Origin of the sequence: Streptomyces sp. NPDC051207 (assembly GCF_040682395.1) — a bacterium.
Taxonomy (GTDB): Bacteria; Actinomycetota; Actinomycetes; order Streptomycetales; family Streptomycetaceae; genus Streptomyces.
The window spans coordinates 20,906-39,954 of record NZ_JBFBAX010000034.1; the positions used below are offsets into that span (position 1 = coordinate 20,906).

The 19,049-nt window shown below is 71.5% G+C and carries 15 protein-coding genes; 7 read left to right on the forward strand and 8 right to left on the reverse strand.

From position 1 onward, the window contains the following. Positions 1–391: 391 nt before the first annotated feature. Both serS and AB0M97_RS26260 read left to right on the forward strand, forming a co-directional pair. A complete protein-coding gene (serS, locus tag AB0M97_RS26255; protein WP_365963444.1) occupies positions 392–1,669 on the forward strand; it encodes a serine--tRNA ligase in 1,278 nt (425 codons plus the stop codon). Continuing rightward, the gene (locus AB0M97_RS26260) at positions 1,666–2,508 is read left to right on the forward strand and encodes an HAD family hydrolase (RefSeq protein ID WP_365963445.1); all 843 of its coding nucleotides are present in this window, start codon (positions 1,666–1,668) and stop codon (positions 2,506–2,508) included. Before serS ends, AB0M97_RS26260 begins: the two co-directional genes overlap by 4 nt. Positions 2,509–2,795: 287 nt before the next feature. Here AB0M97_RS26260 and AB0M97_RS26265 read toward each other — a convergent pair whose 3' ends face one another. The 4 genes from AB0M97_RS26265 to AB0M97_RS26280 are packed head-to-tail and all read right to left on the reverse strand — an operon-like array spanning position 2,796 to position 6,332. After that, positions 2,796–3,515, reverse strand: coding sequence for an ABC transporter permease (locus tag AB0M97_RS26265; protein WP_365963446.1), 720 nt, complete (start codon positions 3,513–3,515; stop codon positions 2,796–2,798). A 12-nt stretch (positions 3,516–3,527) separates the two neighbouring features. After that, the gene (locus AB0M97_RS26270) at positions 3,528–4,439 is read right to left on the reverse strand and encodes an ABC transporter ATP-binding protein (RefSeq protein WP_365963447.1); all 912 of its coding nucleotides are present in this window, start codon (positions 4,437–4,439) and stop codon (positions 3,528–3,530) included. Then, positions 4,436–5,353, reverse strand: a complete 918-nt coding sequence (locus tag AB0M97_RS26275) for an ABC transporter permease (RefSeq protein ID WP_365963448.1) — start codon at positions 5,351–5,353, stop codon at positions 4,436–4,438. The genes AB0M97_RS26270 and AB0M97_RS26275 overlap by 4 nt, the downstream gene beginning before the upstream one ends. Beyond that, positions 5,343–6,332, reverse strand: a complete 990-nt coding sequence (locus AB0M97_RS26280; protein ID WP_365963477.1) for an ABC transporter ATP-binding protein — start codon at positions 6,330–6,332, stop codon at positions 5,343–5,345. Before AB0M97_RS26280 ends, AB0M97_RS26275 begins: the two co-directional genes overlap by 11 nt. A gap of 287 nt (positions 6,333–6,619) precedes the next feature. Between AB0M97_RS26280 and AB0M97_RS26285 the strand changes: the two genes are divergently transcribed. From AB0M97_RS26285 to AB0M97_RS26300, 4 genes are all read left to right on the forward strand, one after another. Further along, complete coding sequence (locus AB0M97_RS26285) at positions 6,620–8,377, forward strand: SDR family oxidoreductase (RefSeq protein WP_365963449.1); 1,758 nt, start codon at positions 6,620–6,622, stop codon at positions 8,375–8,377. Between the two features lie 226 nt (positions 8,378–8,603). After that, positions 8,604–9,167, forward strand: a complete 564-nt coding sequence (locus AB0M97_RS26290; RefSeq protein ID WP_365963450.1) for an RNA 2'-phosphotransferase — start codon at positions 8,604–8,606, stop codon at positions 9,165–9,167. Positions 9,168–9,274: 107 nt separating this feature from the next. Next, positions 9,275–10,177 (forward strand): LLM class flavin-dependent oxidoreductase, encoded by a 903-nt coding sequence (locus AB0M97_RS26295; protein ID WP_365963451.1) that lies wholly within the window; start codon positions 9,275–9,277, stop codon positions 10,175–10,177. Positions 10,178–10,252: 75 nt separating this feature from the next. Then, positions 10,253–11,140, forward strand: coding sequence for a Cof-type HAD-IIB family hydrolase (locus AB0M97_RS26300; RefSeq protein ID WP_365963452.1), 888 nt, complete (start codon positions 10,253–10,255; stop codon positions 11,138–11,140). A gap of 78 nt (positions 11,141–11,218) precedes the next feature. On the opposite strand, the gene AB0M97_RS26305 is transcribed toward AB0M97_RS26300, so the two are convergent. The 4 genes from AB0M97_RS26305 to AB0M97_RS26320 all read right to left on the reverse strand — a co-directional run bounded on the left by AB0M97_RS26305 (position 11,219) and on the right by AB0M97_RS26320 (position 18,449). Then, positions 11,219–12,271 carry a M23 family metallopeptidase gene (locus AB0M97_RS26305; RefSeq protein ID WP_365963453.1) on the reverse strand — a complete coding sequence of 351 codons (1,053 nt, stop codon included), beginning with the start codon at positions 12,269–12,271 and terminating at the stop codon, positions 11,219–11,221. 137 nt (positions 12,272–12,408) lie between these two features. After that, complete coding sequence (gene cydD / locus AB0M97_RS26310; RefSeq protein ID WP_365963454.1) at positions 12,409–15,903, reverse strand: thiol reductant ABC exporter subunit CydD; 3,495 nt, start codon at positions 15,901–15,903, stop codon at positions 12,409–12,411. Positions 15,904–15,915: 12 nt separating this feature from the next. Further along, on the reverse strand, positions 15,916–16,920 hold the full coding sequence (cydB, locus tag AB0M97_RS26315) for a cytochrome d ubiquinol oxidase subunit II (RefSeq protein ID WP_365963455.1): 1,005 nt from the start codon (positions 16,918–16,920) through the stop codon (positions 15,916–15,918). A gap of 20 nt (positions 16,921–16,940) precedes the next feature. Beyond that, entirely contained in the window at positions 16,941–18,449 is a 1,509-nt protein-coding gene (locus AB0M97_RS26320) for a cytochrome ubiquinol oxidase subunit I (RefSeq protein ID WP_365963456.1), read from the reverse strand. A 198-nt stretch (positions 18,450–18,647) separates the two neighbouring features. Here AB0M97_RS26320 and AB0M97_RS26325 point away from each other — a divergent pair, with 198 nt between their 5' ends. Beyond that, on the forward strand, positions 18,648–19,040 hold the full coding sequence (locus tag AB0M97_RS26325) for a cyclophilin-like fold protein (RefSeq protein ID WP_365963457.1): 393 nt from the start codon (positions 18,648–18,650) through the stop codon (positions 19,038–19,040). Positions 19,041–19,049: the final 9 nt, after the last annotated feature.

Sequence of the window (19,049 nt, forward strand, 5' to 3'; positions counted from 1 at the left end):
CGTCCACTCGTTTCCTTCGGTGAATCCTTTGGAGCGACCCATTTCCACCCGTAAGTGAGTGTGAACGGGGTTTGGATCCGGAATTCCCAGTCCTGCGCAGTCCACTCAGAATGATCAGTTCCGGCGTCCACAGATCTTTCGCACAGCCTGTGGATAACTCCGCGGCGCTGTGGACTGCTGTGGACAGAGATCCTGGGGAGCGGCCTCAAGTCCCGGTCTCCACAAGGAAATCCGGTCAACGGTCCACTGCGGGCCTCCCTCGTCCAGGGAGGGAGACGCCGTTTATTGACACGGCGGTCATTTCCCCCACAACAGGACGTATGCCGCAGTTCCGGCACCTTTCGCAATAGTGAGTCGTGGGCGGTCATCCCGCACCGGTAGCCTTGGCTCCGTGATTGACCTTCGCCTGCTCCGTGAGGACCCTGACCGTGTGCGCGCCTCGCAGCGCGCCCGTGGAGAGGACGTCGCGCTCGTCGACTCCCTCCTGTCTGCCGACGAACGGCGCAGGTCGTCCGGCGTCCGCTTCGACGAGCTGCGCGCCGAGCAGAAGGCGCTCGGCAAGCTCATCCCCAAGGCGAGCGGCGACGAGAAGGCCGAGCTGCTGGAGAAGGCGAGCCGGCTCGCCGCCGACGTCAAGGCCGCCGACGCCGAGCGCGAGGCCGCCGACGCCGAGACCCAGGAACTGCTCCTCAAGCTCGGCAACCTCATCCACCCCGACGTCCCGGTGGGCGGCGAGGAGGACTTCGTCACGCTGGAGACGCACGGCACGATCCGCGACTTCGGCGCCGAGGGCTTCGAGCCCAAGGACCACCTGGAGCTCGGCCAGATCCTCGGCGCGATCGACGTCGAGCGCGGCGCCAAGGTCTCCGGCTCCCGCTTCTACTTCCTCACCGGCGTCGGCGCCCTGCTGGAACTCGCCCTGGTCAACGCGGCGCTGGCGCAGGCCACCGCGGCCGGCTTCACGCCGATGCTCACGCCCGCCCTGGTCCGCCCCCAGTCGATGGCCGGCACCGGCTTCCTCGGCCAGGCCGCCCAGGACGTGTACCACCTCGCCGACGACGACCTGTACCTGGTCGGCACGTCCGAGGTGCCGCTCGCCGCGTACCACATGGACGAGATCATCGACGTGGACCGGCTCCCGCTGCGCTACGCCGGCTTCTCGCCCTGCTTCCGCCGCGAGGCCGGCTCGCACGGCAAGGACACGCGCGGCATCTTCCGCGTCCACCAGTTCGACAAGGTCGAGATGTTCTCCTACGTCACGCCCGAGGACTCGCAGGCGGAGCACCAGCGCCTGCTGGAGTGGGAGAAGCAGTGGCTGACGTCGCTGGAGCTGCCGTTCCGCGTCATCGAGCTCGCCTCCGGTGACCTCGGCTCCTCCGCCGCCCGCAAGTTCGACTGCGAGGCGTGGGTCCCGACCCAGGGCAAGTACCGCGAGCTGACCTCGACCTCGGACTGCACCGAGTTCCAGTCCCGCCGCCTGCAGATCCGCTTCCGCGACGGCAAGCAGGTCCGGCCGCTGGCCACGCTCAACGGCACGCTGTGCGCCGTACCGCGCACCATCGTCGCGATCCTCGAGAACCACCAGCAGCCCGACGGTTCCGTGCGCGTGCCCGAGGTGCTGCGTCCCTACCTGGGCGGCCGGGAGGTCCTGGAACCGGTGGCCACGTGACCGAGGCGGCCCCCGCAGCGGCCGGGGCGGCTCCCACCGGGGGCCTGCCGTACCGGCTGATCGCCACCGACCTGGACGGCACGCTGCTGCGCTCCGACCAGTCGGTCTCGCAGCGCACCCGTGAGGCGCTCGCCGCGGCCACCGCGGCGGGCGCCGCCCACATCGTCGTCACCGGCCGCGCCGTCCCCTGGACCCGGCACATCCTGGACGACCTCGGCTACGACGGCCTCGCGGTCTGCGGGCAGGGCGCCCAGGTGTACGACGCCGGCGCGCACCGCCTGCTGACGACGGTGACGCTGGACCGCCAGCTGGCCGGTCTGGCGCTGGCCAAGATCGAGGCGGAGGTCGGCCCGCTGTACCTCGCGGCGAGCCGCGACGGCCTCGACGGCGAGGTCCTGGTCGGGCCCGGCTACGAGGTGCACGGCCCGCTGCCCGCGACCCCGTTCACGGACGCGTCCGACCTCTGGACCGCCCCGCTGAACAAAATCTACGTGCAGCATCCGACCCTGTCGGACGACGAGCTGGCCGACGTGGCCCGTCAGACCGCGGGCGGGTTCGTCACCGTGACGATGGCGGGCGAGGGCATCGTCGAACTGCTCCCCCTCGGCCTGTCCAAGGCGACGGGGCTGTCGCTGGCCGCGCGTCGGCTGAAGCTGAAGGCCGCCGACACGATCGCCTTCGGCGACATGCCCAACGACCTGCCGATGTTCGCCTGGGCGTCGTACGGCGTGGCGATGTCCAACGCCCACGCGGAGCTGAAGGCGGTCGCGGACGAGGTGACGTCCTCGAACGAGGAGGACGGCATCGCGGTGGTGCTGGAGCGGATGCTGGCGGCGTAACTGGCGGCATTCCCGCCGCCGGGGCGGCGCGGGTGGGCGCGGGCGGCGCCTCGCGGCGCCGAGTCGCGCGACTCACCCGCCCCGCCCCGGCGCGGGTCGCCCGCAAGGGGCGACACCGGGGAAGGCGGCCCACGCGGACACGCGCCGCGTGCTCGAAGCGGCCGTCCTGGGAATCCCCCGTTCTTCCCAGCCCCGCGGCGCCGACTCCAACGGCGCCCGGGCACCACCAGTGTGCGCGGGCGCCGATGCGGCTGCCACCGATTAACGGCCGCCGGGTGCGGGCCCTGTCACTCCTCCCCGGCCAGCGTCAGCGTCCGCAGCTTCCGACCGGCGTACCACGTGGCGAGCACGGTGACCGCCGCGAGCAGCACCGTGGCCGTCGGCAGGCCGACGTCCGAGGTCACCAGGTCGCCGCCGGACACCTGCTGGGCCACGGCCAGCGACCACTGCTGGACGCTCAGGGTGCGGGCCCCCGGCACCAGCGAGCCGAACAGCGCCTCCCAGACCAGCGCGTAGACCAGGCCGAACACGACCGCGTGCCGGGACACCGTGCCGAGCAGCAGGAACAGCGCCGCGTACGCGATGGAGGCGACCAGCGCGGCCACGGTGTAGGCGACGGCGATCTGCTGGCCGTTGCCGTTCAGGATCAGGCCGGCGATCAGCGTCGGCACCGCCGAGAACACCATGGTCACGGCGATGGCGACGATCAGCTTGGTGAAGATGATCGTGGGCCGTTTGATCGGCTTGGACAGCAGATAGACCACGGATCCGTCGTCGATCTCGGGACCGATGGCGCCGGTGCCCGCGATGACGCCGATGATCGGCACCATGGTGGCGAGCGCCAGTCCGCCGAGCACGTCCGCCGTCGTCTGGTCGTCGGCGCCGACCAGCGCACGCACGATCAGCGAGATCACGATCAGCAGCAGCGGCAGCGCGCCCAGGATGAGGGCCCGGCGCCGGCCGAGCAGGGCCCGGTAGGTGAGCCGGGCGACTGTGGGGTCGTACATCTCTTGGGCCTCCTACGCCGCGACCAGGTACGAGAAGACGGACTCGAGGGACTCGTCGGACGGCGAGACCGTGAGCAGCCGGATGCCGTGGTCCCTGGCGACCTTCGGCAGCAGGGCGGTGAAGCGGCCGAAGTCGACGGCCTGGATGCGCAGCGCGCCCTCGGCGGTGTCGACCTCGATGCCGGCGGTGGACGGGTCGGCGATCAGCGCGGCGGCGAGGGCACGGTCGTCGCTGGAGCGCACCAGGTAGCGGTGCGGCCGGTCGGTCATCAGGCGGCGGATCTTGCGGAAGTCGCCGCTCGCCGCGTGCCGGCCGGCGACCACGACCTCGATGTGCCAGGCGAGTTGCTCGACCTCTTCGAGGATGTGGGAGGAGAACAGCACCGTGCGGCCCTCGTCGCCCATGCGCCGCAGCAGGTCCATCAGCTGCATGCGCTGACGCGGGTCCATGCCGTTGAACGGCTCGTCGAGCAGCAGCAGCGACGGTTCGTGGACGAGCGCGGAGGCCATCTTCACGCGCTGGCGCATGCCCTTGGAGTACGTGGCGATCTTCCGGTCCTGCGCGTACTCCATCTCGACCGTGGCCAGTGCCCGCTGGGCCGCCTTGGCGCCCAGGCCGTGCAGCTCGGCGTTGGCCAGGACGAATTCGCGGCCGGTGAGGAAGTCGTACATCGCCTCCCGTTCGGGGACGACGCCGATGTGCCGGTAGATCTGCTCGTTGCGCCAGACCTGCTGCCCGTCGAGGGTCACGGTGCCGGTGGAGGGGGCGAGGAAGCCGCCCATCATGTTGATGAGGGTGGACTTGCCGGCGCCGTTGGGGCCGAGGAGGCCGGTGACGCCCGGGCCGATCGTCATCGTGATGTCGTTGACGGCGACCACGTTGCCGAACCAGCGGGAGACGTGATCGAGGGAGAGAGTGGTCACAGTCCCACCTTCTTGTAGCGGCGCACGAGGAGGCCGTAGGCGGCGGCGATCAGGCCGAGGGCGACCACGACGTACACGACGCCCTCGCCCTTGTCCGGGCCGATTCCCCCGGGGAAGGTGGAGCCGGCGCCCAGGAACGCGGACTGCACGCCGTCGATCAGCGTGACCGGTGAGAACAGGCCGATCCAGGTGATGGCCCCGCCGCTGCCCTGCGCGTCCGCGATGGCCTGGAGCGTGGTGACCGCGCCGTAGGAGATGGTCAGGACGGCGATGACGGCGGCGATGCCGAAGCCGCGGCGCGGGGTGACCGAGGCGATGACCAGGCCGATGCCGGCGAACAGCAGTGACAGCAGTGCGACGGACACGAGTCCCTGCGCGAATCCCTTGGTCTGATCGGTGAAGTCGAGTTTGGCCAGCAGCGCGCCCGCGTACAGCACGAGGAGCGGGGCCGCGGTGAGGATGAACATCGCCGAGGCCAGCGCCGCGTACTTCGCCCGTACGTAGTCGGCGGTCTCGATGGGCCGCGAGAAGTACAGCGGTACGGTCTTGAAGCGCAGGTCGCGGGAGACGGACTGGGGTGCCTGCGAGGCGACGTACAGGCTGATGACGGCCTGCATCACGATGGCGTAGCGCGTGTAGTCGACCGGCAGGTCGTTGGCCTTGGTGGCGACCGCGACGGCGACCATGATGGCCGCGGGCACGCACATCACCACGAACAGCAGCATCGGCAGCACCTTGGACTTGACCGAGCGGCCGAGGCCGTAGGCGCCGCGCAGGGACTGCGAGTACAGCGAGCGCCGGGCGTAGGCGCGGCCCAGGCGGGGGCCGTCGTAGTTGCGGTAGCCGATGTTGTGGATGCGGGTCTGGTCACCCGCGGGGGCCACCGGTGTGTGCAGGGGCTGCTCAACCGCCATGGCGGACCGCCTCCTTCCGCTGTGCGTCGCTGTCCTGGCCGGCGGTTTCCCGGTCGCCGTGCTGGAAGACCTCGGCGATGTGGTGCCTGCGCTGCTCCATGCGGACCAGGCCGAGGCCGAGGTCGGCGATGACGTCCCGCACCAGGTCGTACGTCTCCTCGCCCTGCGCGGTGAGCAGCAGGACGTGCCCGGCGCCGGGCAGGCCGCTGCCGGCCTGGACGGTCACCCCGCGCGCGTGGAGCGCGTCGCCCACGGCGCGGGTGCCGTCGGGGTGCTCGTCGGTGTCGGTGACCTCGATCGCCAGGGTCGTCGTGGTCTGGGTGAAGTCGGTGGTGGAGCTGGAGCGGAGCAGCTTGCCGCCGTCGACGACGACGACGTGGTCGCAGGTGCGTTCCAGTTCGCCCAGCAGGTGGGAGGTGACCAGGACCGAGATGCCGAAGTCGGTGTGGATGCGGCGGATCAGGCCGAGCATGTCGTCGCGGCCGACCGGGTCGAGGCCGTTGGTCGGCTCGTCGAGGAAGACCAGCTGGGGGTCGTGCACGAGGGCCTGCGCGAGTTTCACGCGCTGCTTCATGCCGGTCGAGTAGCCGCCGATGGGGCGGTACCGCTCCTCGTACAGCCCGACGTGGCGCAGGGTGTCGGCGGTGCGTTCGCGGGCCGCGGTGGGCGGCAGGCCGGACATGCGCGCCATGTGGACGACGAACTCGGTGGCCGAGACGTCGGGCGGCAGGCAGTCGTGCTCCGGCATGTAGCCGACGCGCTCGCGGATGGCGGCGCCCTCGGTGGCGACGTCGAGGCCGAGCACCTCGGCGCGGCCCTCGGTGGCGGGGGACAGACCCAGCAGGATCTTGATCAGTGTGGACTTGCCGGCGCCGTTGGCTCCGACGAGTCCGGTCACACCGGGCCCGACGTCCACGGAGAGCCGGTCAAGCGCGGTCACCCGGGGGAACCGCTTGCTCAGGCTTTCGGTCACGATCACAGTCACGGTGTCGACAGTAGTGACGCGGGCCACGCCGGTCGTCAGACCCCAGAGCCGTCTTCGCGTCACTCTCAGGTATTACGGGGCCCTAGGGGTCCCCTGCGGGGACCGGTCCCTGAGGATTCCCCAGGAGCGACGGGGGGACGGCCGGCCGTTGATCACGGGCCTATTGACGCCGTCTCTAACAACTGCGAGATTCGCCGCAGCCACGCGACGGACACGTACCGCGGGCGACGGCCCTGCCCGGACGGCCGGCGCGGGGGAGCGCGGCGACGGACGGAGGAGGCGTGACGATGCTGACAGGCGCGCGGGAGCGCTGGGTGCGGACCGGCGGGGTCGAGCTGTGCGTCGCCGAACTGGGCGACCCGCGGCGGCCGACGGTCCTGCTGGTGCACGGCTACCCGGACAGCAAGGAGGTCTGGTCCGAGGTCGCCGCCCGTCTCGCCGACCGCTTCCACGTCGTGCTGTACGACGTCCGCGGCCACGGCCGCTCGACGGCTCCGCAGCCGCTCCGCGGCGGTTTCACGCTGGAGAAGCTGACGGACGACTTCCTCGCCGTCGCCGATCTGGTGAGCCCGGACCGCCCGGTGCACCTGGTCGGGCACGACTGGGGCTCGGTGCAGGCCTGGGAGTTCGTCACCGTCGAGCGCACCGAGGGCCGGATCGCGTCGTTCACCTCGATGTCCGGGCCGTCCCTCGACCACTTCGGCCACTGGATCAACAAGCGCCTCACCAGCCCCACCCCGCGCCGGGTCGGTCAGCTCCTCGGCCAGGGCGCCAGGTCCTGGTACGTGTATCTGCTCCAGCTTCCCGTTCTGCCCGAACTGGCCTGGCGCGGCCCGCTCGGCAGGCTGTGGCCGCGCATCCTCGAACGTGCCGAGAAGGTGCCGGCCGGCGACTACCCCACCGCGTCGCTGCGTTCGGACGCGGCACACGGCGCCTGGCTGTACCGCGACAACGTACGGCCCCGGCTGCGCCGCCCCCGCACGGACGCCCACGCGCACGTGCCCGTGCAGCTCATCACGCCTCTGGGCGACGCGTACCTCTCGGAGAAGCTGTACGACGAACTGGAGCAGTGGGTCCCCCGGCTGACCCGGCGCACCCTGCCCGCCGGACACTGGATCCCGCGCACCCGCCCCGAGCAACTGTGCACCTGGATCTCCGACTTCGTGTCCTGCGTCGAGAACGGCCGTACGGAGGTGGCGGCGACGGGTCGGCACGCCGACCGGTTCGGCGGACAGCTCGTCCTGGTCACCGGCGCGGGCAGCGGCATCGGGCGCGCCACGGCGCTCGCGTTCGCCGAGGCGGGCGCGCGCGTGATCGCCGTGGACCGCGACGCGGAATCGGCGGCCCGGACGGCTCAGTTGGCGCTGCGGTCGGGTGCGCCGGGCGCCTGGGCGGAGACCGTCGACGTCTCCGACGCGCAGGCCATGGAGAAGCTCGCCGACAAGGTCGCCGCCGAACACGGCGTGGTGGACGTCCTGGTGAACAACGCCGGCATCGGCTTGTCCGGCTCCTTCTTCGACACCACGCCGGAGGAGTGGCATAAGGTCATCGACGTCAACTTGATGGGCGTGGTCCACGGTTGCCGTCTGTTCGGCAAGCGGATGGCCGAGCGCGGCCAGGGTGGTCACATCGTCAACGTCGCCTCCGCGGCCGCCTATCTGCCCACGCGCGCGCTGCCCGCGTACGGCACGTCCAAGGCGGCCGTGCTGATGCTGAGCGAGTGCCTGCGCGCCGAACTGGCGGGGAAGAACATCGGCGTTACGGCGATCTGCCCCGGTTTCGTCAACACCAACATCACGGCGACAGCGCGCTTCGCGGGCGTCGGCCCCGAGGAGGAGAAGCGGCTGCAGAAACGCGCCGCGCGGCTGTACGGGATGCGCAACTACCCGCCGGAGAAGGTCGCTCGGGCGATCCTCAAGGCCGTGGAACGCAATGACGCGGTCGTGCCGGTGTCGGTGGAGGCGCGGGGAGCGCGGCTGATCTCCCGCCTGTCGCCGGGGTTGTTGCGGTCGATTGCCCGGTTGCGGCCGCCTGTGTGACGGGGATTGCCCTGTCGTCGGCCAACGCCGCTTGCTGAGTCGGGGCGTTGGCGTGCAGGGCGTCAAGGGGTGTTTCGAGCGCGGTACTTGGTGAACTCGGCTTGAGAGGCGGGCAGTTGTCCACAGATTCGCCAATCAGCCTGTGGATAACCGTCGTTGCTTGTGGATCAAACATCCGGAGCAAAATCAATCGCGTGATTCACGTCTCTCCCGGCACCCTGGCGGCATGAACGACAGCACGCCGGACGACAGACGCACCGTGAAGGTCTCGAAGTACCTCTCCAAGCACCTGCGGCACCAGCCGGAGCGGATCGGGCTCACGCTGGACGAGGGCGGCTGGGTCGAGATCGGCGCCCTGATCGCCGCTGCCGCCGCCCACGGGTTCCCGTTCACCCGGGAGGAACTGGACCACGTGGTGGCCACCAACGACAAGCGGCGCTTCGCGGTCGAGGGCACCCGCATCCGCGCCGGCCAGGGCCACAGCGTCGACGTCGAGCTGGGGCTGCCCACGGCCACCCCGCCGCCGTACCTCTACCACGGGACCGTGGCCCGCCACCTGGACGCGATCCGCTCCGAAGGGCTCCGGCCGATGAACCGGCACGACGTGCATCTCTCGCCCGACCGCGAGACCGCGACCCGGGTCGGTGCCCGCCGCGGCCGACCGGTCGTGCTGAGCGTGGACGCCGGCGCCATGCACCGCGACGGGCACGAGTTCCGGGTCAGCGCGAACGGCGTGTGGCTGACCAAGGCCGTGCCGCCGCGGTACCTGCGCTTTCCCGGGTCGCCCTGAGTGCCGTGTGTCGACGTGAAGGGCTGCGTGTCGCCCCTGAGGAGCTGTGTGGGGGCCTTGCGTGACTGTTTCACGTGAAACCCGGCCGTCCGCATACGCTCGGTGCCATGAGTCTGCGTCTGAGCACCGTGATCCTTCCGTACCGCCGCTGGCACGAAGGCGGCCGTTCGGCCTGGACGAGTGCCGAGCACCTGGGCTTCCACACCGCGTACACGTACGACCACCTGTCCTGGCGGAGCTTCCGGGACGGACCATGGTTCGGTGCCCTGCCGACGCTCACCGCCGCCGCGGCCGTCACCGACTCGCTGCGCCTGGGCACGCTGGTGACCTCACCCAACTTCCGGCACCCGGTCACCCTCGCCAAGGAGCTGATCTCCCTCGACGACATCTCCGGCGGCCGGATCACCCTCGGCATCGGGGCCGGCGGCACGGGCTTCGACGCCACCGCGCTCGGCCAGGAGCCCTGGACACCGCGGGAGCGTGCCGACCGGTTCGCCGAGTTCGTCCCGCTGCTCGACCAGCTGCTCACCGAGGACTCGGTGTCCTGCGAGGGCGCCTACTACTCGGCACACGAGGCGCGCACCATCCCCGGCTGCGTGCAGCGCCCCCGGCTGCCGTTCGCGGTGGCCGCGACAGGGCCGCGCGGGCTGAAGCTCACCGCGCGTCACGGGCAGGCGTGGGTCACGACCGGCGACCCCACGCTGTACGAGACCGGCACCCCGGAACAGTCGATCGACGCCCTCCGCCGCCAGACCGAGAGGCTGGCCGACGCCTGTGCGGCCATCGGCCGGGACGTGACCGCGATCGACAAGATCCTGCTCACCGGCTTCACCCCGGACCGGGGCCGCCCGCTGGAGTCCCTGGACGCGTTCGTGGATTTCGCGGGCAGGCACCGGGAACTGGGCTTCACCGAGATCGTGATCCACTGGCCCATCCCCGGCTCCGACTTCGCGGCGGACCAGAAGGTCTTCGAGCAGATCGCCCTGGAAGCGGCGGTGCAGCTCGGCTGACCGGGCGGGCGGTGCTGCCCGCTGGAGGGCCGCGCGTCCTCACATGTGCGGACTCCCGCACGCCCGTGCAGGCATATGCGGGACAATGGCCGGGTGACCTCAGCTACCCGACAGCCCCACATACCCGCCACCGCTGTCCCTCCGCGGCTGATCGCCACGGATCTCGACGGCACGCTGCTGCGCGACGACAAGTCCGTCTCACCGCGCACGGTGGCCGCTCTCGCCGCCGCCGAGAAGGCCGGCATCGAGGTCTTCTTCGTCACCGGCCGCCCCGCCCGCTGGATGGGCGTCGTCAGCGACCACGTGCACGGACACGGCCTGGCGATCTGCGGCAACGGTGCCGCCGTGGTCGACCTGCACGGCGGTCCCGGCGCGCACCGGTTCGTGAAGGTGCGGGAGCTGGCGCGGGAGAACGCGCTGGACGCCGTACGGCTGCTGCGCGACGCGGCGCCCGGCACGGTGTACGCCGTGGAGCAGACGTACGGCTTCCACCAGGAGCCGGACTACCCGAAGCTGCACATCGAGGTCGCGGACGACCTCGCGCCCGCCGAGGAACTCCTCGGGGAATCCGGCCCCGCCGCCCGTGAGCCGGTGCTGAAGATCCTCGCCCACCACCCCTCGCTCGACCCCGACGCCTTCCTCACCCTGGGCCGCCTCGCCATAGGCGACCGGGCCAACGTCACCCGGTCCAGCCCCAGCGCCCTGCTGGAGATCAGCGGGCCCGGCGTCTCCAAGGCCAGCACGCTCGCCCTGTGCTGCGCCGAGCGCGGCATCTCCCACGAGGAGGTCGTGGCCTTCGGCGACATGCCCAACGACATCGAGATGCTCACCTGGGCCGGACAGTCGTACGCCATGGGCAACGCGCACCCGGATGTGATCGCCGCCGCGTCGGGACGCACGGTCGCCAACAACGACGACGGGGTCGCCGTGGTGATCGAGCGGATGCTGGCCGAGTTGCCGTAACGTCACTGCGCCGCGGCGAGGGCGCCGTCCCCGGCCTGCCGTCCCAGCCCATTTCCCCGGCCTGCCCTACCCGGCAGGTCACCCCTGGCCGAGCCGCACCCCCCGTTCGGCCAGCCACGGCTGCGGGTCCAGCGCCGAGCCCGCCTCCGGGGTGACCCGCACCTCGAAGTGCAGATGCGGCCCCGTGGAGTTGCCGGTGGTGCCCGACTGGCCGATCCACTGCCCCGGTGACACCCGCTCCCCCTGGTCGACGGCGACGGAAGCCAGATGCGCGTACTGCGTGTAGTAGCCGCCGGGATGCCGGATCACCGTCTCGATGCCGAAGGGGCCCCCGCAGGACACCCGCACCACCCGGCCCTCGCCCACCGACCGCACCGGCGTCCCGATGGGCACGGCGAAGTCCTGGCCGGTGTGGCGGTTCACCCACCGGCTGCCGCCGCTGCCGAACCCCGCCGACAATTCGTACGCCTCCACGGGCGCGACCCACTTGCTCGTGAACCGTGTCCGGGGCTGGTCCAGCCGCACCGCGCCCCGGCACGCACCCGCCGCGACGGAGGCGTCCGCCTGCCCCTGGAGCTGCCACCGGGCGCGTTCCAGCTTCTGCTCGATGTCCTTCTTCAGGCCGGCGAGCGCGCTGGTGCGTTTCTCCAGGGCCTGCCAGGCCGCGGCGGCCTTCGCCTCGTCGGCGGCGAGCCTGGCCTCGGCACGGCGGCTCTTGCCCACCGCGATGTCCACCGCCAGATTCGCCTGCCACACGGCGTGCTGACCCCGCATCATCTCCTCCGGGCTGTCCGCCAGCACCATCCGCGCCGCCAGCGGAAGCCCGCCGCTGGTGCGGTACTGGGCGCGCGCGATCCGGCCCAGGTCCTCGCGCAGCACCGCGATCTGCCGCCGCTCCCGCTCCAGCAGCCCTTCGAGCCGCTGCGCCTGTGCCCGCTGCGCCTCGGCCTCGCGCCGCCCCGCCTCGTACTGCCGCGTCGCCACCGCCGCGTCCTCGTAGAGCCGCGCCACCTGCGCGCCGGCATGCGTGTCGGAGCCGTCCTCCGCGGCGGCGGTGGGCCCGGCGGCGAGCACGGCGAGCGCGCACAGCAGCGCCGGGACGAGCAGCGGGTGGCGGCAGGACAATCGCATGAGAGCGATCGTGGCCCGCGGCGGCGGGTGCGGCCCTGCTCATGTCGTACGGCTGGCGGAGCACACACCACGGACGGATGACCGGTACCGCCGAACGGCCCTCCCGGTCAGCGCGGCTTTCGGCCCCGGGCCGGGCGTCAGCGGGCCGACGCCAACGGTTCCGTCTCCGCCTCCCGCTCCACCATCGCCCGCAGCGGCCCCGCTGCGGCGGCCAGCTCGGCGAACGTCCCGCGCTGGACCACGCGCCCCTCGTCCAGCACGATCACCTCGTCGACGTCCTCCAGGCCCGCCAGCCGGTGCGTGATGAGTACCGTCGTGCGGTCCTCGGTCGCAGCCAGCAGGTCGGCGGTGAGGGCGTCGGCGGTCGGCAGGTCGAGGTGCTCGGCGGGCTCGTCCAGGACGAGGACGGGGAAGTCGGCGAGCAGGGCCCGGGCCAGCGCCAGCCGCTGCCGCTGCCCTCCGGACAGCCGCGCCCCGTGTTCGCCGACCAGCGTGTCGAGGCCGTCGGGCAGGCTGTCGGCCCACTGGAGGAGCCGGGCGCGGGCGAGCGCGTCGCGCAGTTCCCGTTCGCCGGCGTCCTTGCGGGCCAGGAGCAGGTTCTCGCGCACCGAGCTGTCGAAGAGATGCGCGTCCTGCGCACACAGCCCGACCAGCCGCCGCACGTCGTCGCCGTCCAGGGTGCGCGTGTCGACACCGGCCAGCGTGTACGACCCCTGGTCGGCGTCCAGGAAGCGCAGCAGCACCTGTGCGAGCGTCGTCTTGCCGGACCCGGACGGCCCGACGACCGCGATCCGGCGCCCCTCCTCGAGGGTCAGGTCGAGCCCGGCCAGCGCGTTCCGGTCCTGCCCTGCATGACGGGCGGTCAGGTCCTTGACGACGAGCGGGAAGGGGACGCCGGGCGCCTGCCGGGGGTGTTCCGGCTCCCGTACCGGCGCGGGGGCGTCCAGCACCTCGTACACGCGCTCGGCGCTCCTGCGCACCCGCTGCCGGTACTGGACGGCGAGCGGCATCCCGAGGACGGCCTCGAAGGCGGCAAGGGGGGTCAGGACGACGACGGCCATGAGGACGCCGTCGAGCCGCCCGTCGGCGACCGCCCGGGCGCCGAGGACTGCGGCGGTGGCGACGGTCAGGCCGGAGATCAGCGCGGTGAGCCCGTCGCCGAGTGCGGTGGCGGTCGCGGCGCGGGAGGTGATCCGGGTGAGCGTGCCGTCGGCCCGCCGCACCTGGGCCGCGCGGGTGGGCAGGGCACCGGCGACGGTCAGTTCCGCGGTGCCGGTGAGCAGGTCGGCCACGCGCGTGGCGAGCACCCCCCTGGCGGGGGCGAGCCTGCGCTCCGCGCGCCGGGCGACGGCACCGGTGACCAGCGGCACGCCGGCACCGGCCGCCAGCAGGCCGACGGCGAGGGCGGCACCGGCCTCGGGCAGCAGCCAGGCCGTGAAGGCGACGGAACCGGCGGACACCAGCAGCGCGGCCCCGGCGGGCAGCAGCCACCGCAGCCAGTAGTCCTGCAGCGCGTCCACATCGGTGACGAGCCGCGACAGCAGGTCGCCCCGGCGGGCCCGGCGCAGACCGGCGGGTGCCAGCCGCTCCAGCCGCCGGTACACGGCGACCCGGGTGTCGGCGAGCATCCGCAGCACCGCGTCGTGCGACACGAGCCGTTCGCCGTACCGGAAGACGGCCCGGCCGATTCCGAAGGTGCGCGTCGCCGTCACGGCCACCATCAGATGCAGCACGGGCGGCTGCTGCGAGGCCCGCGAGATGAGCCAGCCGGAGGTCGCCATCAGCCCGACGGCACTGCCCAGGGCGAGGCTTCCGAGCGCCAGGGCGAGGGCGAGCCGCCCGCGCCGGGCGCCGGACACGGCCCGCACCCGGGCGAGCACACCGCCCGCCGCGCCCCCGGACCCGGACTCGGGCCCGGCGCCGCCGTCCGTCTCCGGCGCCTCCTCGATCCGGTGGGCCTCGGCCGCCGTGGCCGTCGCCCGGGTGGGTGCGGGCAGCGACGCCCCGCCCTCCAGGCGCACCACCCGATCGGCCACACCCAGCAGGGCCGGCCGGTGCACGACCAGCAGGACCGTCCGCCCCGCCGCCAGCCGCCGTACCGCCGCCACGACCTCCGCCTCGGTCGCGCCGTCCAGGGCGGCCGTCGGCTCGTCGAGCAGCAGCACCGGCCGGTCGGCGAGGAACGCCCGGGCCAGCGCCAGCCGCTGCCGCTGCCCGGCGGACAGCCCGGTGCCGTCCTCGCCGAGCACGGTCTCCAGACCTTCGGGCAGCGCGTCCACGAACTCCAGTGCGCCCGCGTCGGCCAGTGCCCGCCGTACGGCGTCGCCGTCCGCCTCGGGCCTGGCCAGCCGTACGTTGTCGGCGACAGTCCCGGCGAACAGGTGCGGGCGCTGCGGCACCCAGGCGACCCGCGCGTGCCACTGCGCCAGGTCCAGGTCGCCGAGGTCCGCTCCCCCGACGCGCACCCGGCCCTCGTCCGGCCGGACGAAGCCCAGCAGGACGTTCAGCAGCGTCGACTTGCCCGCGCCGCTCGGTCCCACGAGCGCGACCGTCTCCCCGGGCGCGACCGTGAACGTCGCGTCGGTCACGGCGTTCTCGGACCGTCCGGGACAGCGGACGGTCACGCCTTCGAAGGAGAGCGCCCCGGCGGGCACAGGACCCGTGCCCCGGGCCGGTGCGGGCGTCTCCAGGACCGTGAAGATCTCCTCGGCCGCCGCGAGGCCCTCCACCGCCGCGTGGTACTGCGCGCCGACCTGGCGCAGCGGCAGATACGCCTCCGGGGCGAGCACGAGGATGACCAGACCCACGTACAGGTCCATGTCGCCGTGGACGAGCCGCATGCCGATCGTCACGGCGACGAGTGCCACGGACAGCGTGGCGAGCAGTTCCAGGGCGAAGGACGACAGGAAGGCGATCCGCAGGGTCCGCATGGTCGCCTGCCGGTACTCGCCGGTGATGCGCCGGATCGACTCGGCCTGCGCCTTGGCCCGCCCGAACACCTTCAGCGTGGGCAGTCCCGCCACGACGTCGAGGAAGTGCCCCGACAGCCGGGACAGCAGACGCCACTGGCGGTCCATCCGGGACTGGGTGGCCCAGCCGATCAGCATCATGAAGACCGGAATGAGCGGCAGCGTGCCGACGATGATCGCCGCCGACACCCAGTCGTCGGTGACGATCCGCGCCAGCACCGCCACCGGCACCACGACCGCGAGCCCCAGCTGCGGGAGGTAGCGCGAGAAGTAGTCGTCCAGCGCGTCGACCCCCCGTGTGGCCAGGGCGATCAGCGATCCGGTCCGCTGTCCGCCCAGCCAGCCGGGGCCGAGCGCGGTCGCCCGCTCCAGCAGCCGCCCGCGCAGCTCCGACTTCACCGCCGCGCTCGCCCGGTGAGCGGCCAGCTCCGTGAGCCAGGCGATCACGGAGCGGCCGACCGCCACGGCCACCAGCGACAGCAGGGGAGTGCGCAGCCCGGCGACGGACAGCCCGTGCTGGAACGCCCCCACCACCACCTCGGCGATGAGCATGGCCTGCGCGACGAGGAGCAGCGCACCGACCGCGCCCAGAGCGACCACGGCCAGCAGGAAGCGCCGGGTGGTCCGGGCGTACCGGAGCAGGCGGGGATCGATGGGTTTCACGTGAAACACACCTCAGTGCACGGGGTCGGAGATGTGCTGGGTGCCGATCCGCTTGCGGAACACCCAGTAGGTCCAGCCCTGGTACAGCAGGACGAGCGGCGTGGCGATCACCGCACACCAGGTCATGATCTTCAGGGTGTAGGGGCTGGAGGAGGCGTTGCTGACGGTCAGGCTCCAGTCCTCGTTCAGCGAGGACGGCATGACGTTCGGGAAGAGCGTCAGGAAGAGCATCGCCACGGTGGCCACGACGGTGACGCCGGACAGCGCGAACGACCATCCCTCCCGCCCGGCCTGGTTCGCCACCAGCGCCAGGACCAGCGCGGCGACCGCCACGGTGAACGCGACCAGGCTCTTGCCGTCACCGCCCTCGACCTGCGTCCACAGCAGGAAGAGGAACGCCGGCACGGCCGTGACGAGGCCGACGCCCAGCGCCAGTTTCCGCGCCCGCTCCCGGATGTCCCCGACGGTCTTGAGGGCCGTGAACACCGCGCCGTGGAAGGTGAACAGCGTCAGCGTCACCAGCCCGCCGAGCAGCGCGTACGGGCTGAGCAGGTCCCCGACACCGCCGACGTACTCGAAGTCCTGGTCGATCTTCACGCCGTGGACGATGTTGGCGAACGCCACGCCCCACAGGAACGCCGGGAGCAGCGAGGTCCAGAAGATCGCGTGCTCCCAGTTGCGCTGCCAGTTCTCCTCGGGCCGCTTCGCCCGGTATTCGAAGGCGACGCCCCGGACGATCAGGCAGACCAGGATGAGCAGCAGCGGCAGGTAGAAGCCGGAGAAGAGGGTGGCGTACCACTCGGGGAAGGCGGCGAAGGTCGCGCCACCGGCCGACAGCAGCCACACCTCGTTGCCGTCCCAGACCGGTCCGATGGTGTTGATCAGCACCCGCCGCTCGGGCCGGTCGCGGGCGAGCAGCTTGGTGAGGACGCCGACCCCGAAGTCGAAGCCCTCCAGGAAGAAGTAGCCGGTCCACAGGACGGCGATCAGGACGAACCAGGCGTCGTGCAGTTCCATGACAGTGCAGCTCCCTCGGCCTAGTACGAGAAGGCCATCGGCTTGTCGGCGTCACGGGTGTCGCCGCCGATCTTCGTGGGCGGGTTGAGGTCGGCCTCGGTCAGCTCGGGCGGGCCCGCCTTGACGTACTTGGCGAGCAGCTTGACCTCGATGACGGCGAGGATCGCGTAGAGCGTGGTGAAGACGATCATCGAGGTGATGATCTCGCCCTGGGAGACACCGGGGGAGACCGCGTCGCGGGTCTTCAGGACGCCGTAGACCACCCACGGCTGGCGGCCCATCTCGGTGAAGATCCAGCCCCAGGAGCTGGCGATCAGCGGGAAGCCGAGGGTCCAGATCGCGATGCGCCAGTACCAGAGGGTCAGCTTCGGGCTGAGCGCCTGGTTCCGGAAGAGGACCAGGTGGGGCACCTCGTCGTCGCCGACCCGCAGCTGCTGCGGCAGCATGAACTTCTTCCGGGTCAGCCAGAGCCCGGCCAGGCCCACGGTGAAGGACGCCATCCCGAAGCCGATCATCCAGCGGAAGCCCCAGTAGGCGACGGGGATGTTGGGCCGGTAGTCGCCGGGCCCGTGCTTCTCCTGCTCGGCCTTGTTGACGTCGTTGATGCCGGGCAGGTAGGCGCTGAAGTCGTCCTTGGCCAGGAAGGACAGCAGGCCCGGGATCTCCAGGGCGACCTTGTTGTGGCCCTTTTCGACGTCGCCGTAGGCGAAGACCGAGAAGGGCGCCGGTGCCTCGCCGTCCCACAGGGCCTCGGCCGCGGCCATCTTCATCGGCTGCTGCTCGTACATGATCTTGCCGAGGACGTCGCCGCTGATCGCGGTGAGCGCGCCGCCGGCCACCAGTGTGACCAGGCCGAGGCGCAACGACATCTTCATGTCGCGGATGTGCTTCTTGCGCAGCAGGTGGAAGGCCGAGATGCCGACCATGAACGCACCGCCGGTGAGGAAGGCGGCGGAGAGGGTGTGGAAGCCCTGGGCGAGCGCGGTGTTCTGGGTGAGAACCAGCCAGAAGTCGGTGAGCTCGGCCCGGCCCTTGGCCTCGTTGATCCGGTAGCCGACCGGGTGCTGCATCCACGAGTTGGCGGCGAGGATGAAGTACGCCGACAGGATCGTCCCGATCGAGACCATCCACATGCAGGCGACGTGGATCTTCTTGGGGAGCTTGTCCCAGCCGAAGATCCACAGGCCTATGAAGGTGGACTCGAAGAAGAACGCGATCAGCGCCTCGAAGGCGAGCGGGGCGCCGAAGACGTCTCCGACGAAGCGCGAGTAGTCGGACCAGTTCATGCCGAACTGGAACTCCTGCACGATGCCGGTGACCACGCCCATCGCGATGTTGATCAGGAAGAGCTTGCCCCAGAACTTGGTCGCCCTGAGGTACTTCTCCTTGCCCGTCCGCACCCAGGCCGTCTCCAGGCCGGCCGTCAGGGCGGCGAGGGAGATCGTCAGGGGGACGAACAGGAAGTGGTAGACGGTGGTGATGCCGAACTGCCAACGCGCCAGTGTCTCGGGCGCCAAAGCCAATTCCACGTCGTCGCTCTCCTTACATCGCGTGGCCACAGGCGGGTTGTCCGTTTCGTCACTCCAGCAAGGGAGGAACCGGGACACGCTTGTGAACGCGTTCACATTCACAAGCAATTATGACGCACCCGCGTGCGAACCCCTCAAGGGGGTCCCCTTCTCGTCAACCCCTTGGCAGCGACTTCAACATCTTGTTGAATTCACGGCATGCAGACACAGCCGACACGGATACGGATCTCCTGGCCGGCGGGGCACCTCACCGCCACCCTTGACGACACCCCGACCACCCGGGCGCTCACCGACGCACTGCCGCTCACCTCCACCGCGTGCGTCTGGGGCGAGGAGGTCTACTTCGACACCGGCATCACCGTTTCACGTGAAACCGACGCCCGGCAGGTCGTGGAGCCCGGCACGGTCACCTTCTGGACCGACGGTGACGCCCTCGCGCTCCCCTACGGGCCGACGCCGATCTCCCGAGGCGAGGAGTGCCGCCTCGCCGGTCCCTGCAACGTGATGGGACGCCTGGACGGTGATGCCCGCCTGCTGGCGACGGTGCGCCCCGGGGACCCGGTACGGGTGGAAAACGCGACCGGGGCGTAGAGCGCCCGC

Excerpts from the sequence above, each read along its gene's own strand:
- AB0M97_RS26265 (WP_365963446.1), bottom strand. The coding sequence starts at position 3,515 with ATGTACGACCCCACAGTCGCCCGGCTCACCTACCGGGCCCTGCTCGGC.
- AB0M97_RS26275 (WP_365963448.1), bottom strand. The coding sequence starts at position 5,353 with ATGGCGGTTGAGCAGCCCCTGCACACACCGGTGGCCCCCGCGGGTGAC.
- AB0M97_RS26290 (WP_365963450.1), top strand. The coding sequence starts at position 8,604 with ATGAACGACAGCACGCCGGACGACAGACGCACCGTGAAGGTCTCGAAG.
- AB0M97_RS26295 (WP_365963451.1), top strand. The coding sequence starts at position 9,275 with ATGAGTCTGCGTCTGAGCACCGTGATCCTTCCGTACCGCCGCTGGCAC.
- AB0M97_RS26300 (WP_365963452.1), top strand. The coding sequence starts at position 10,253 with ATGCGGGACAATGGCCGGGTGACCTCAGCTACCCGACAGCCCCACATA.
- AB0M97_RS26305 (WP_365963453.1), bottom strand. The coding sequence starts at position 12,271 with ATGCGATTGTCCTGCCGCCACCCGCTGCTCGTCCCGGCGCTGCTGTGC.
- cydB (WP_365963455.1), bottom strand. The coding sequence starts at position 16,920 with ATGGAACTGCACGACGCCTGGTTCGTCCTGATCGCCGTCCTGTGGACC.
- AB0M97_RS26325 (WP_365963457.1), top strand. The coding sequence starts at position 18,648 with ATGCAGACACAGCCGACACGGATACGGATCTCCTGGCCGGCGGGGCAC.